This window comes from Streptomyces sp. NPDC050625 (genome assembly GCF_040654755.1).
Taxonomy (GTDB): domain Bacteria; phylum Actinomycetota; class Actinomycetes; order Streptomycetales; family Streptomycetaceae; genus Streptomyces.
On record NZ_JBFAIQ010000074.1, the window covers coordinates 1 to 13,523 of the forward strand.

General features: G+C 72.1%; 16 protein-coding genes and 1 pseudogene. 4 read left to right on the forward strand and 13 right to left on the reverse strand.

What is annotated here, in order from left to right; translation table 11 throughout:
* Positions 1–143: 143 nt before the first annotated feature.
* The 10 genes from AB0I54_RS47200 to AB0I54_RS47245 all read right to left on the reverse strand — a co-directional run bounded on the left by AB0I54_RS47200 (position 144) and on the right by AB0I54_RS47245 (position 9,410).
* Positions 144–950: an ATP-binding cassette domain-containing protein gene (locus AB0I54_RS47200; RefSeq protein ID WP_363302589.1), complete on the reverse strand. Its 807-nt coding sequence runs from the start codon at positions 948–950 to the stop codon at positions 144–146.
* 14 nt (positions 951–964) lie between these two features.
* The gene (locus AB0I54_RS47205) at positions 965–1,828 is read right to left on the reverse strand and encodes an ATP-binding cassette domain-containing protein (protein ID WP_363302590.1); all 864 of its coding nucleotides are present in this window, start codon (positions 1,826–1,828) and stop codon (positions 965–967) included.
* Complete coding sequence (locus tag AB0I54_RS47210; RefSeq protein ID WP_363302591.1) at positions 1,825–2,787, reverse strand: alpha-D-ribose 1-methylphosphonate 5-phosphate C-P-lyase PhnJ; 963 nt, start codon at positions 2,785–2,787, stop codon at positions 1,825–1,827. The genes AB0I54_RS47205 and AB0I54_RS47210 overlap by 4 nt, the downstream gene beginning before the upstream one ends.
* On the reverse strand, positions 2,784–3,914 hold the full coding sequence (locus tag AB0I54_RS47215) for a carbon-phosphorus lyase complex subunit PhnI (RefSeq protein WP_363302592.1): 1,131 nt from the start codon (positions 3,912–3,914) through the stop codon (positions 2,784–2,786). The genes AB0I54_RS47210 and AB0I54_RS47215 overlap by 4 nt, the downstream gene beginning before the upstream one ends.
* Entirely contained in the window at positions 3,911–4,996 is a 1,086-nt protein-coding gene (locus AB0I54_RS47220) for a carbon-phosphorus lyase complex subunit PhnI (RefSeq protein WP_363302593.1), read from the reverse strand. The genes AB0I54_RS47215 and AB0I54_RS47220 overlap by 4 nt, the downstream gene beginning before the upstream one ends.
* Position 4,997: 1 nt before the next feature.
* Positions 4,998–5,696, reverse strand: a complete 699-nt coding sequence (phnH, locus tag AB0I54_RS47225; protein WP_363302594.1) for a phosphonate C-P lyase system protein PhnH — start codon at positions 5,694–5,696, stop codon at positions 4,998–5,000.
* Complete coding sequence (gene phnG / locus AB0I54_RS47230) at positions 5,693–6,133, reverse strand: phosphonate C-P lyase system protein PhnG (RefSeq protein ID WP_363302595.1); 441 nt, start codon at positions 6,131–6,133, stop codon at positions 5,693–5,695. The genes phnH and phnG overlap by 4 nt, the downstream gene beginning before the upstream one ends.
* Positions 6,111–6,875 (reverse strand): GntR family transcriptional regulator, encoded by a 765-nt coding sequence (locus tag AB0I54_RS47235; protein ID WP_363302596.1) that lies wholly within the window; start codon positions 6,873–6,875, stop codon positions 6,111–6,113. Before AB0I54_RS47235 ends, phnG begins: the two co-directional genes overlap by 23 nt.
* A 199-nt stretch (positions 6,876–7,074) precedes the next feature.
* Positions 7,075–8,805 carry a phosphonate ABC transporter, permease protein PhnE gene (gene phnE / locus AB0I54_RS47240; protein WP_363302597.1) on the reverse strand — a complete coding sequence of 577 codons (1,731 nt, stop codon included), beginning with the start codon at positions 8,803–8,805 and terminating at the stop codon, positions 7,075–7,077.
* Entirely contained in the window at positions 8,802–9,410 is a 609-nt protein-coding gene (locus AB0I54_RS47245) for an ATP-binding cassette domain-containing protein (RefSeq protein ID WP_363302598.1), read from the reverse strand. Before AB0I54_RS47245 ends, phnE begins: the two co-directional genes overlap by 4 nt.
* Before the next feature lie 77 nt (positions 9,411–9,487).
* Here AB0I54_RS47245 and AB0I54_RS47250 point away from each other — a divergent pair, with 77 nt between their 5' ends.
* On the forward strand, positions 9,488–9,913 hold the full coding sequence (locus AB0I54_RS47250) for an ANTAR domain-containing protein (protein ID WP_363302599.1): 426 nt from the start codon (positions 9,488–9,490) through the stop codon (positions 9,911–9,913).
* A 409-nt stretch (positions 9,914–10,322) separates the two neighbouring features.
* Here the strand turns inward: AB0I54_RS47250 and AB0I54_RS47255 are convergent.
* Both AB0I54_RS47255 and AB0I54_RS47260 read right to left on the reverse strand, forming a co-directional pair.
* A pseudogene (locus AB0I54_RS47255) lies at positions 10,323–10,592 on the reverse strand (transposase); the annotation flags it as partial.
* Complete coding sequence (locus AB0I54_RS47260; RefSeq protein WP_363302600.1) at positions 10,576–11,328, reverse strand: SDR family oxidoreductase; 753 nt, start codon at positions 11,326–11,328, stop codon at positions 10,576–10,578. The gene AB0I54_RS47260 and the pseudogene AB0I54_RS47255, both read right to left, overlap by 17 nt.
* A gap of 128 nt (positions 11,329–11,456) precedes the next feature.
* Here AB0I54_RS47260 and AB0I54_RS47265 point away from each other — a divergent pair, with 128 nt between their 5' ends.
* On the forward strand, positions 11,457–11,891 hold the full coding sequence (locus AB0I54_RS47265) for an Rrf2 family transcriptional regulator (protein ID WP_014182561.1): 435 nt from the start codon (positions 11,457–11,459) through the stop codon (positions 11,889–11,891).
* Positions 11,892–11,912: 21 nt separating this feature from the next.
* On the opposite strand, the gene AB0I54_RS47270 is transcribed toward AB0I54_RS47265, so the two are convergent.
* Positions 11,913–12,386 (reverse strand): hypothetical protein, encoded by a 474-nt coding sequence (locus tag AB0I54_RS47270; protein WP_363302601.1) that lies wholly within the window; start codon positions 12,384–12,386, stop codon positions 11,913–11,915.
* Positions 12,387–12,436: 50 nt separating this feature from the next.
* Here AB0I54_RS47270 and AB0I54_RS47275 point away from each other — a divergent pair, with 50 nt between their 5' ends.
* Positions 12,437–13,006, forward strand: coding sequence for a hypothetical protein (locus tag AB0I54_RS47275; RefSeq protein ID WP_363302602.1), 570 nt, complete (start codon positions 12,437–12,439; stop codon positions 13,004–13,006).
* Between the two features lie 95 nt (positions 13,007–13,101).
* On the forward strand, positions 13,102–13,523 hold a 422-nt coding region (locus tag AB0I54_RS47280), incomplete at its 3' end, for a transposase (protein WP_363302603.1).

Below are 13,523 nucleotides of genomic sequence, written 5' to 3' on the forward strand. Positions count from 1 at the left end.
CCGCAAACCCGGGCCCCCGGCGGCCCCGCGCCCCGTCGCGGCCCGGCTCCCCTCGGAGACCCGCCCGCCCCCGACCCCGAAACCGGGGCCGGGGCGGACGCGGGTGGGCAGCACCGCCCGCGCGTGGGCAAAGATGTAGCGGCTCATCGGGCCACCTCCAGTGGCAGGGACGGGTCGTGCAGGATGTCCTCGGGCGCGCCGGTGGCGAGGACCTTGCCGCCGCCGAGGACGACGACTCGGGTGGCGAGGCGCTCGATGGCATCGAGGTCGTGGAAGACGGAGAGGACGGCGGTGCCGGTCTCCTCGAGGCGGGCGATGAGGTCGAGAACGGCGGCGCGGTTGGCCGGGTCCAGGGCGGAGACGGGCTCGTCGAGCAGGAGCAGCCGGGGCGGGGAGATGGTGCCCGCGGCGATGTTGACGCGCTGTTTCTGGCCGCCGGACAGGACGGTGGCGTGCATGTCCCACAGCTGTTCGTCGATGCCGACCTGGCGCAGTGCCGCCGCGGCCGCGTCGTGGGCGGCCTCGCGGTCCATGCCGCGGGCGACGCCCGCCGTGGCGACGATGGACAGGACGGAGCGGCGCGGCTGGGGGCGCAGGAACTGTGAGACGTAGCCGATCTCGTGGCCGCGCAGCTGGGCGACTTCGGCGTCGGGCAGGGCGGCGATGTCGACGCTCTCGCCGGTCTCGGTACGGAACCAGATGTGGCCGCTTCCGGTGAGGTAGGTGCGGTGGACGCAGCGCAGCAGGGTCGATTTGCCGGCCCCGGAGGTGCCGGCCAGCGCGACGTGTTCGCCGGGGCCGACGTCCAGGTCGACGCCGTGCAGGGCGCCGACGGTGCGTCCGTCGATGGTGTGGAGGGTGAAGTCCTTGTGCAGTCCGCGCACCGACAGGACGGCTCCGGGTGCGGGCCCGGTGTCCGCGTCGGCGATGGGCTCGGTGGTGGTCGTCATGGTGGTGTCCGTCCTCATCCCCGGGCCGCCGCGACGAGCTGCTGGCTGTAGGGGTGCTGGGGGTCTTCGAGAAGCTGGTCGGTGAGTCCGGCCTCGACGACGCGGCCGTGCTGCATCACCAGGACGCGGCGGGTGAGCATCTCGATGACGCCGAAGTCGTGGCTGACGACGACGGCGGCGACGCCGGTCTCCTCGAGGAGTCCGCGCAGCAGGTCCAGGACGCCGGCGGCGACGGAGGCGTCGAGGCCGGTGGTGGGCTCGTCGAGGAGCAGCACGGGCGGGTCGTTGGCCAGGGCCTTGGCGATCTGCACGCGCTGGCGCATGCCGCCGGAGAAGGACCGCACCGGGTCGTCCATGCGGTCGAGCGGTACCTCGACGCGGGAGAGGAGCTGCGCGGCGCGTTCCCGGATGCGGCCGTAGTTGCGCCAGCCGACGGCGGTGAGCGGGTCGGCGATGTTGCCGCCGGCAGAGACGTCGAGGTTGAGTCCGGCGGCCGGGTCCTGGTAGACGGCGGAGATCTGGTCCAGGCGGAGCCTGCGCCGGGCGGAGGGGTCGAGGTCGCGGATGTTGGTGGTGCCGTCGTCGACGCCGCGCAGCGCGATGGTGCCCGCGGTGGCGGTCTCGTCACCGGCGACGCAGCGCATGACGGTGGACTTGCCGGAGCCGGACTCGCCGATGATGCCGAGGGCCTCGCCCGGGGCGACGTCGAAGCCGACGTCCCAGGCGGCGACGACCGCGCCGGTCGCGGGCGAGACCGCGGTGCCGTGCTCGGGTCCGGTGCCGGCCAGAGAGGCGGCGGACGGATCGCCGTAGATACGGCCGAGGCCGTCGACCTTCAGGGCCCAGGTGGGCGGGGCCAGGGGAACGGGGGTGCTCATATGGTGCTTTCCTCGCGGGTGTGGGCCAAGGCGGCCTCGAGGGCGGTGACTTCGGGGGCGTCGCCCGCGCGGCGGCGTCGGCAGAAGTCGGTGTCGGAGCAGACCCAGGTGCTGAACGTGCCGTCGGGGCCCGGCTCCTGGACGATGTACGTGTCGTCGGAGCCGCACAGCCGGCAGGCGGCGCCGGGGGTGCGCTCGACCTCGAACGGCCTGTCCTCGAAGGTGAGGGGCTCGACCCGGGTGTGCGGGGGGACGGCGAAGATGCGCTTCTCGCGTCCGGCGGACAGGACGGTGACGGCCTCGGAGTGGTTCAGCTTGGGCACGTCCCAGCGCGGGATGGGGCTGGGCGTCATGACGTAGCGGCCCTCGACCAGGACCGGGTAACCGGCCGCATTGGTGATGAGGCCGTTGTGGACGATGTCCTCGTAGAGCCGGACCCACATCTTGGAGTAGTCGGCCTCCGCGTGCATGCGGCGCTGCTCGTCCATGCTCTTGACGATCCCGGCGAGTGGCTCGGCGCCCGGCACCTGGAGGACGAGCACCTGCCCGTCGTGCAGGGGCTGTTCGGGGATGCGGTGGCGGGACTGGATGACGTCGGCCTCGCGGGTGTCGGTCTCCTCCTCGCAGCCGACATGGCCGACGACGAGGCGGCGCAGGTTGGACGCGTTGACACCCGCGTCCTCGCCCTGGTCGATGACCTTGAGGCGGGTGTCCTGCCCGACGAGGGACAGGGTGACCTGGAGGCCGCCGGAGCCCCAGCCGCGGGCCACGGGCATCTCCCGGGAACCGAAGGGGACTTGGTAGCCGGGGATGGCGATGCCGCTGAGCACGGCCCGGCGGATCTCCCGCTTGGACAGCTCGTCGAAGATGCCGGGGCGGGGCGCGGGTCCGGCGAGACGGTCGGTGCGGCGGCCGGCGGTGTCCGCCGACGGCAGCTCGGTGGTGGGGTAGGCGGTCATGCGGTGTCTCCGGGGTGAGGGCCGGTGCGGCGGGGGCCGGCCTGGTGCGCGGCGGCCGCGGTGGCGCGTTCGAGGACCGAGCGGTATTCGGCATGGTGCGGCAGCTTCTGGTGCTCCGCGTAGCCAGTGATGTCCGGGCCGTCGAGGGTCAGCAGCACGTCGTGCTGGAGTCCGGCGGCGCGTTCGGTGCCCTCGTGGTGGCCGAGCAGGATGTCGACTCCGGCCATCGAGATGGCCTTTCGCTCGTTGTGGCCGAAGCACATGCCGTAGCCGACGTCGAGGTGGCGGGGCAGCTCGCCCGCCCGGGTCAGGCTGTGGAAGCTCACGACCTCGCTGACCCGGACGTCGCCGACGGTGACGGGGCGGCCGGTGTGCGGGTGCTCGACCCGTACGGGCAGGAAGCCGTGCCGCAACTCGCCGGGAACCTCATGGACCTCCTGGCCGGCGGGCTTCCACTCGGAGCCGTACCACAGGTACAGCAGGGCTCCGGTGTCGGCGCGGGCCATGGTCTGCAGCAGCGCCGAGCGGGGGACGCCGGGGCGCGCCGGGTGCCGGGTGATGTCGTACGGCTCGGGGTCGTCGTGGTCGCCGGGCGGGGCGACGATGTCCATCTCGCGGAAGACGGACAGGACATGGCCGGGAGCGCGCTCGACCTCGTCCTCGCGGCCGTGCGGCGGGTGTTCGTGGCCGTGGTGATCGTGGTGTTCCTGTGCCGACTCGCTCGCCCGCACGGATCGTTGCCGGCCCTCCTCCTCGGGCAGCAGGTCGAGCAGGCGGCCCACGTAGTCGAGGGTGCGGCCGAGCACCTGGCCGCCGGGCGGGTTGCGGAACGCGGAGCTGATCCGGCGCACCACCCTCAACTCCCCCGCCCGGACGGGAAGACTGCGGCCCAGCCGGGGAAGGGAGGTGCGATGGGTACGCAGCAGCTGTGCCGCCCGGGTCACGTCACCACGTGCCTGGCGGAACGCGCGGGCCGCCAACCGCGGGGCCCACAGGCCCGATTCGGCCATCACCCGGTCGACGCCGAGACCCAGCCGCTCGGTGAGCTGGTCGGGGCGCGGTGCGGCGGGGGCTGAGGGCGCTGACGCCGAAGTGACCGGTGTCGCAGGGGCGTTCATGGTGCTCATCGGCCCTCCCCCGCGGCGGCGCGGACGGCCTGGACCCGTTCGATCGTCGAGCGGAAGTCGACGTAGTGCGGGAGTTTGAGGTGTTCGAGGAAGCCGGACGCCTCCGGTCCGTCGAGAGCGATGAGCACTTTCTGCTCCAGGCGTTCGGTGTGCGGGTCCCGGTGCACGAGGAGGTCGATCCCGGCCATGGCGACTGCCTTGGGCTCGTTCTCGCCGAAGCACAGCCCGTAACCGAGGTCGAAGCGGCTGCCGCCGGGGCGGGGCCGGTCGGTGGAACGGACGGTGCGGGCCTCGGTGACGGGGCACCGGGCGACCGTGACGGGCCGGCCGGTGTGCGGGTGGGTGACCTTCAGCGGCAGCCGTCCGCGCCGGAGTTCGAGCGGGATCTCCGCTCCGCCGCGCAGCGGGTTGTGGGCGTTGACGTACCACAGGTGGGTGAGCGAACCGGTCTCCGCGCGGGCCAGCGCGGACAGCCGGGCCGAGCGCGGGGTGCCCGGACGGGCCGGGGCCCGGGTGATGTCGTAGGGCTCGGGGTCGTCGCCCCGGCACCGGCCGGCCAGCAGGCCCTGCTCGTACAGTACGGCGGCGAGGTCGCTGGCGCCCGGCCGGCTCACGGCGTCCGACGCGGCGGAGCCCGACGGCGCCGGATGCGACGCGGGCGCCGTGTCCCCCGTGTCGCCGGCGTCCTCCGTCTCCAGGATGCGGGGCGTGTAGTCGCCTGTCCGGCCCAGGAGTTGACCACCCGGTGGGTTGCGGTGGGCGGGGCTCACGCGTCGTACGACGGTCAGCTCGGTGCTCTCGGCGGGCAGGCTGTAGCCCAGGCGGGGCAGGGTGGAGCGATGGGCGCGCAGCAGCTGGGCCGCTTCCAGCAGGTCGCCCTGTGCCTGGCGGATGGCGCGGGCCGCCAGGTCCGGCGCCCACAGACCGCCTTCGCCGGAGACCCGGTCGACGGCGAGGTCCAGGTGCCCGGTGATCTGGTCCAGTTCGAGCCAGGGGCTGCTGCCGCCGAACCGGGCCTCCCTGACGAGGCGTTCGGCCGCGGCGATGGCCTCCTGGCCGCCGCGGACTCCCGAGTAGCCCATGTCAGGCGCCACCGTCCGCGACGACGCGCACGCGGGTCGTGCGCGGCAGTCCGGCGACGGAGCCGTCCCGGGCGGCCAGGAAGGTGTCGACGCCGAGCGGGAAGGAACTGTTGGCCTCGACGAGCGCGGTGACCGTGTCGCGGCTCAGCCCGCGTACGGTCAGCCGGTTCTCCTCGCGGACGCCCGGCCCGGTGAGGGCGAGGACGAGGGCGTCGTCCGCGGGGTGCTCACCTTCGGCCAGCGACTCGACCCGGGCGAAGATCCGTGCCCCGAGCTCGGGGTTCAGGGCGTCGCCGCGCGGCAGGGAGCGTACGTCCTCGTCGGTCAGCGGCCGCAGGACGACGACCGCGCGGGCCGTGGCCGCCGTGGCGCGCGGGGCGCCGGTCGCCGCGTGGACGGCCTCGGCCCAGAGGTCGCCGTCCTCGGCGAGTACCAGCGTCGGCACCTCGACGTCACCGAGCCCGCAGGCGGCGACGGCCGCGGTGGGCGCGAACTCGGGTGCGTCCAGGCGGCGTACGCGACCGGGCCGGGAGAGAACGTCGAGCAGGACGGTGAAGTCCCGCTGGGATTCCTGGGGTTCGCGGTGCAGGGTGCGGATCCTGATGCCCTGGTCGGCCGGCGTCCCGGTGCCCTGGTGGGCTTGGGTCCCGGTGCCCTGGTGGGCTTGGGTCCTGGTGGCCTGGTCGACGAAGGCGGTCATGTCAGTTCCTCGAACTTCACGGTGGTGGCGGTGACTTCGGCCCACTCGGCGGCGTCGGCACGCGCGAGGCGCTCGGCGACGGCGGCGCACAGGGCGTCGATCTCGGCGATGGCGGGCAGTTCGGCGGCGGCCGCGGCGTCGAGCAGGGCGCCCGCGAGGGCTGCGACCCGGTCGTCCCCGGAGCGCATGCACCAGCCGGGGGTGCCGTCGAGGTCGACGGAGCATTCGGTGACCAGGACCTCGCCGAGGTAGAAGCGGGTCTCCTCGACGGGTTCGCGGACCTGGAGCATCACCATGCCGGTCTCCGGTGCCTTGACCACGGTGGGCTCGGGCACCGCCCCGTCGGCGAGCAGCCGCTCGGCCAGCGGGACTATCTCCTCGTGGGTGGCGGCGGCCAGCAGCTCGCAGCGCCGTTCACGAGTCAGCGTGTCGGGCACGCCGTTCTCCTTCCGTTCGTTGGTTCCAGGTGCCGTCGAGCTCGACGATGATCCGCGTCGAGTCGGGACGGATCCAGGTGTCGCTGCACATGACCGAGAGGGCGCTGTCCGCGTCCTGGCTCAGGCTCTCCACCAGCCACACCGGCCGGTGGCGCTCGGCCTCCAGGCCGGCGGCGACCTCGGGTCCCGGCAGCGAGTAGCTGACCCGGCACCAGGCGCGGACCGGGGTGACCCGGCACATCTGGCGCAGGATCGAGTCGAGCGACTCCACGGCGTGGACCGCCGTGTCGAGTTCGGGCAACAGGTCGACGGGGATGTGCTCCTGTGACCAGCCGCTGATCAGCCCGTTGATGTAGGACTGACGGACCAGCAGGTGTGCCTCGCTGCCCACCGGCCGCTCCAGGCGTGCCGCGCGCCGCTCGTCGAGCCTCACCCGGCGCACCTCGCGGACCACGGTGCGGGCGGTACCGCCGGCCTCCTCCACCGTCTTGTGCAGGGAGGGGTCCTTGCGCTGGGACAGGACGTAGTCGATGGGGCGGTTGACGAAGGTGCCCGCGCCGCGGACCCGGCGGACCATGAGACGGCCCTCGAGTTCCTGCAGGGCCGCTCTCGCCGCGGCCCTGCTGACACCGAAGCGCGCCGCGATCTCGTGTTCGCTGGAGATACGGGCGCCCAAGGGGCGGTCCGCGATCTCCTCGGCGAGGACATCGGCTATCTCTGCGTACCGGCTTGTCTTGGTCACGTCCTTGATCTTTCGGTATGCCCTTGTCCGTACAAGTTCCCGAAAAGAAACGCGGGCCCGCGCCCGCGTGAACAGTCGAGACAGTTGTCGCCCGATCCACGTCCGACCCCCACCCCGCCCGATTCACAAACGCAACGAGGAAGGCCCGCCGGGCGAACACGCTCGGCGGGCCTTCGTGAAACGGGGGCGTCGACTGTGTCTACGCGAACACCTTGCGCAGCCACATGGCCGCGCCCTCGACCAGCAGGACGACGGCCAGGATCAGCAGGACCACCGTCGTGACGACGTCGAAGTGGAGCACCCGCGCCGCGTTGAGCAGGTCGTAGCCGATGCCTCCGGCTCCGACGATGCCCAGCAGGGTCGCGGAGCGGATGTTGACGTCCAGTTGGTAGAGCAGATGGGCCAGGACGGACGGCCAGGCTCGGGGCAGGATCGCCGCGAAGAAGACCTGCCGGCGGGTGGCCCCGGCGGCGAGCACCGCACGGGCGGGACCGGAGTCGATCTCCTCGAGCGAGTCGGCGACCAGCTTGCCGAGCAGGCCCACCGAGCCGATGCCCAGCGCCAGCGCCCCGGCCACCGCGCCCAGCCCCGTGACCACCACGAAGACGATCGCGAGGATCAGCTCGGGTATCCCCCGTATGAGCAGGATGACCGTCCGGAAGGTCCGGGCCACGGCGGGCGAACGCACCACGTTGCGGGCGGCGAGGGTCCCCAGCGGCAGGGCGAGGACCAGGCCGATGAGGGTGCCCGCGAAGGCGATCTGCAGGGTGGTCCACAGGTCGGCGAAGAGCGTCGCCCAGATGCCCCCGCCGCTGGGCGGCAGGAAGTCGCCGATGGTCGGGAACAGGGAGCCCAGGCCCTTGCCCAGCGCCGCGGGCGAGACATCGGACCGCACCGCGGACGCGACGAGGAGCGCGATGCCGAGTACCAGCAGGACGCAGTGCCGGACCCGCCGGACGTCCCAACGAGGGCTGATCCTGCGGGAGCCGGCCCCACGCTCTGCTGACACGGCGGCCAGGGAGACAGACGCCGGCTCCGCCGGGGTCGTCGCGACGACAGGCAGAGACCGGACGCCCCGGCCGCCGAACCGGCGCCTGCCCCGGGGCTCCTCCTGGTGCAGCAGGGTGCGCCGGATGGCACCGGACACCGACTCCGCCGCGAAGCACAGCAGCAGGACGACCAGGGCGAGCGCCATGGCCCGCTGGTAGTCGATCCGGCCGATGGCGGTGGCAAGGGCGTAGCCGAGCCCGCCGACACCGACGAAGCCGAGCACGACCGACACCCTCAGGTTGATGTCGAGCCGGTGCAGGGCCGTGGCCACGAGCGAGGGCAGTACCTGGGGCAGGATCGCGCCGGTGATCTGCTGCAGACGGCCGGCCCCGGCGGCGCGCAGGGCGTTCCTGGGTCCCTCGTCGATCTCCTCGACGGCGTCCGCGTACAGCTTGCCGACCATGCCCACGGAGTGCAGGCCCAGGGCGATGACGCCGGTCATGCCGCCCAGTCCGAAGATCCGGAACGCGGCGATGGCGAAGACGACGTCGGGGGCGGCACGGGCGAGGACGACCACGGTGCGGGACGCCATACGGACCGGAGCCGAGGAAGTGGTGTTACGGGCGGCCAGGAGGGCGAGCGGCACGCTCAGCACCACGGACAGCGCGGTCGCGCACAGCACGATGGCGAGGGTCTGCCATACGAGGCCGAGGAGTTCGCCCATGGGCGGGAAGTCCAGCGGCAGCATCCGCGAGGCGAAGTTCACGGCGTTGCCCGCGCTGTCGGCCATCGTGGCGACGTTGATCTTCAGCGAGGCGAACGCCCAGACGCCCGCGGCCACGCAGGCGAGGAGCACCAGGCCGGCACCGATCCCGGCCGCGGTGGGCCGGGCCAGGGTGCGCCGGGTCCCTGAGGCGGCCGGGTCGAGCACGACGGTCATCGGCGTCCGGCCTCCTCGAGGGACACGCCCGTCCGGGCCTTGTCGCCGACCGGGGCCTCGTCACCGCCGGAGGCTTCGGCTCCCACGGCATCGGAGGCCGGAAGAGCGACCTCCGCTTCGAGGTCCGTGTACAGCCGCATGATGTCGTCCCGCCCGAGGCCGTGCGTCGGCACGTCCAGGACGACGCGTCCCGCGCGCAGCCCGACGATCCGGTCGGCCCAGGACAGGGCCAGATCCACCTGGTGCAGGCTGCACAGCACGGTCAGTCCGCGCTGCCGCGCGATGTCCTTCAGCAGCCGCATGACCTGCCCGGAGGACTCCGGGTCCAGGGAGGCGACGGGCTCGTCGGCGAGCAGCAGCCCGGGTTCCTGCATCAGGGCGCGGGCCACGGCGACGCGCTGCTGCTGTCCGCCGGAGAGGGTGTCGGTGCGCTGGAACGCCCAGTCGGCGAGCCCGACCCGCTCCAGCCCGTCGAGGGCACGCTCCCGGACGGCCTTCGGATAGGTGAAGAGGCCGAGCCGGGGGCCGCGCAGGGAGCCGAGCGTCCCCTGGCACACGTTCTCCAGGACCGTCAGCCGTCCCACGAGGTGGAACTGCTGGAACACGAAGCTGTTTCCTGACCGCCCGGCGCCGCGCCCTCCAGGCCGGCAAGACCCTGACCATCCGGGACGCCAGCCCCCCGGTGCAGCGTCTGCTCAGCGCGTCCGGCACATGGCCCCTGTTCACACTGCAGCGCCGTACCCCGGGCCTGCTGGCCTGCGCCCCCGAAACGATCGCAGCATGCCAGGAGGATGCCCTGGACGACGAGGACCTGCGCACCGAGGTCGTTCAACTACGCCGGGCGATGCAGACCCGCCCCCTGATCGACCAGGCCACAGGGGTCCTGATGGCCACGTTCAGCCTCACCGCCGAGGACGCCTTCCATGTGCTGGTCGCCGTCTCCCAGAACACCAACACCAAACTCCTTCGCGTCGCCGAAGACCTGGTGAGCACGGTTGGGGGAGAGCCGCTCCCCGACGCAGTCCAGCAGCAGGTGGCCGCCGCCGTCACCGCTCTCCGCGCAGCAGCCACGCCCTCCGATTCCTCGCAACCAGCACCCCCTGTCTAGGAGGAACGGGACGGCGGCGGAACGCCGCCGTGAAACGGACACGCAAGCACCCGGGCAGCCGTACCTGACCTGGCCCTTGACCGGGCCGCTCGTAGTGTCCAAGCGGCCAGCCGGCTCTAGCCGTGCCAGAACGCCCCGCTGTGATCACGCCTGCCACAAGTTGGCCGAAGCCGGCCGACAGCCGGCACAAAGCGATGGCCAGGCGGCCCCGGTCTCATGACCATGACGTTCCGGGGGCGCCCGCACCGGCCGGTTCAGAGGCGGGCTTCGGCTGCCGGGCGGTCATCGTCGACTGCGCCTACTTAAGTCAGCGGCGACTGGTACCTCGCACTGCGCGAGGCCGGCCTGGCCTACGTGGTCGCCCTCAGGCCGCACCGCGGCACCTGGGCCCGGGTCGTCCGGCGGCAGGCGGGATGGCGTCGACGAGGTCGAGGGATTGGGTGATGTCGTTGACGTTGGCGGCGGTCGTGATGACCTGCAGCATGGCGCCCTTGCCGTCGCAGATCAGCTGGTGCTTGCTGCCCGTCTTCCGCCGGTCGACCGGCGACGGACTGGTCGCAGCTTTCGCGCGCGCGTGGGAGCCGTCCGCGCACGCGCGGGTCGTCGGCGGTGCGCGCCCCGCAGGCGCGATGTCCTTCGGGGCGCGCGGCAGGGTTTCCGGTTCAGGCGTTGTAGCCACCGTGGGCGTCCAGCACCGCGCCCGTGACGTACGACGCGGCGGGGCTCGCCAGAAAGGCGATCGCCGCGGCGATTTCTTCGGGCTGACCCAGGCGTTGCATGGACAGCGAGCTGACCAGGGCCTTGAGGGTCTCCGGGTCCGTTTCCTTTTGCATGCCGCCCTCCATCAGTCCGGCCTCCACGACGTTGGCCGTGATGTTCCGGGGCCCGAGGTCCCGTGCGACCCCCAGGGTGTACCTCGCGATCCCTGCCTTGGTCGCCGCGTAGTCGGCAGCTCCCGGGGTACCGACCCGGGAGCCCAGTCCGGAACTCACCGTGATGATGCGGCCGCCCGTGCGCAGCACTCGGGAGGCGGCCCGGATGACGGCGATCACGCCGAGGTAGTTGGTGGCGTGCATCCGGTCCAGTGCGGCGGTGTCGGCGTCCGGGTCGTCCACCGTGCCAGCCGCGGAGATCGCCGCGTTGTTGACGAGGATGTCCAGGCCGCCGAAGTGCGCCACCACGTCGTCAATCAGCGCCGGCGCCTGACTCGTGTCCGCCTGGTCGGACTTGAAGGCGACGGCCTTCGCTCCCTTGCCGCGCACCTCGTCGACGACAGCCTGCGCCTGCTTCTCGGAGCTGACGTAGGTGAAGGCGACGTCGGCGCCCTGCTCGGCCAGCAGTCGTACGGTCGCGGCTCCCAGTCCGCGCGACCCCCCGGTGACCAGGGCGGCCTTGCCCGTGAGTGGCTTGCTCATTCTTTTCACCTCGTTGATTGACCCTTCCCGACAGTCGCAACGTTAATTGTTACGACAGCTTGTTGCAACCTTTGCTGTTACGACTGCGCTGTCGTAACATGAAGCGTTGCGGCCGAGAGGAGGGATTCATGAGTGCCAACAGCAGGTTGACCATTGCCGCCCACGCGCTGGCCTGGATCGGTCTCTACCAGCGCCAGGGCCATGAGGTCGCCACCTCCGAGCAGATCGCGACCAGCGCGAACACCAACCCCGTGGTCATCAGGCGACTGCTCGGCGAGCTGCGCAGGGCCGGGCTCGTGGAGTCCCGGCGGGGCGTGGGCGCGGGGTGGTCGCTGGCGCGCGAGCTGGGGTCGATGACCCTGCTCGACGTGTACGAGGCCGTGGAACCCGGCCCGCTGTTCGCGATGCACCGCACCACCCCGGACCAGGGTTGCGTGGTGGGTTACGGCATCCAGCCGGCAATGCAGGGCATCTACGAGGGCATCGAGGAGACCCTGAGACACGAGCTGGCCCGCGTCACGCTCGAGAACGTACTCCGGGACGTACTCGCGGCACCTCGCTAGCCTCCCCGTTACCCCCTGACATCACCAAGATCCCCCTCCATGCCCAGGCCACGCGCGGGCGGTTGCCGTCGCCCGTGCGAGTGACAGTCCATTGATGTTGGCGTACCAGAGAAGGTGCTCCAGAGATCCGACCCGCCCCCGCAGGACCCCGATTCGCACACTGCGCGCGGCCTGCACGATGCGGTCACGAACCGTCGGGATGGACAACGGCCTTCGCTCGTCCCTCACCCCCGGCTTGGGGATGAGTACCCGACGGGCAGGCAGGGGCCGATACTTCCCCTGCCTCAACTCGTCGGCCAGCTCGCCGAGGAGTCGGTCGATGCCGTACTCCTCGACGCCGGCCAGGGTGGTGCGGTCGACGCCCGGTGCGCCGTTGTTGGCACGCACCATGGCCCACGCGCGCCGGAGCACATCCCTGCGCTGGATCTTGTCTCCCAGCGCGTGGAACCGCCGTCCGGGATCGGCCTTGGCCGACCGGTAAAGCGCATGCTGCAAGGCGCGGACCTTGTCCGAGGGAGTACTGCGCCGCCCGGTCCCGCGTCGATGTGATCCCCGAGGACAACGGACGTCTGCCGCACCTGACACCCCGGCAGTTCCGCCGGACCGTGGCCTGGTTCATCGCCCGCCGTCCCGGCGGCTCCATTGCCGGCGCCCTGCAGTACCGCCACCAGCGCATCCAGATGTTCGAGGGCTGCGCCGGCACCAGCGAATCCGGCTTCCGCGACGAGGTCGAAGCCGAAGAAGCCTTCGCCCGCGGCCAGTTCCTCGCCGAGATGGGCGCCGACGACGACCGGCCCGCCCTGACCGGTCCCGTCGGCGCGGAGGCCGAAGCCCGGCTCGCCGAGCTCGCCCGCCACACGGTTTTCGACGGCCAGGTCGTCACCGATGAAGCCCGCCCGCGCCGCATCGTGGCCCGCCACGACACCCACCTGTACCCGGGGACCTTCGTCACCTGCATCTACAGCCCCGACCGCGCCCTGTGCCGCACTCCCGTGGGCCCCGCCGGACAGCCCGTCCTGGCTGACTGCCAGCCGCTCGCCTGCCGCAACACCGCCCTCACATCCGCCAATCGGGAGGCCCTTGCCGCTCATCTCGCCCAGCTAGACGGTATGTAGGCGCCGGTCGTGGGCCCGGGCCTCGCTCGCAAGTTGTCGTGGGTTGCCGGCCGGGCGCAGCCTGGCCGGTAGTGCCTACATTTGCGGGAGGCCCGGTGTTTTCTGAGCGCACGAGCGTCGGGTTGGATGTGCATGCCCGCAGCGTGGTGGGATGCGCGATCGACACGGTGACCGGGGAGTTGATCCGCTGTCGGCTCACGCCGCAGCATGCTGACGTCCTCGGGTGGATCAGTTGCCTGCCCGGTCCGGCCGCGGTGGCCTACGAAGCCGGCCCGACCGGGTTCGGCCTGGCCCGGGCGCTTTCGCTGGCGGGGATACGCTGCGAGGTACTCGCGCCCTCAAGGCTGCAGCGTCCGGCCGGTGAGCGGGTGAAAACCGATGCACGCGACGCCTTGCATCTGGCGAAGCTGCTGCGCCTGGAGGAGTTCACCGCGGTGCGGGTGCCCTCGGCGGCCGAAGAAGCCGCCCGGGATCTGGTGCGGGCGCGCGAGGATGTGCGCGGGGATCTGATGCGGGC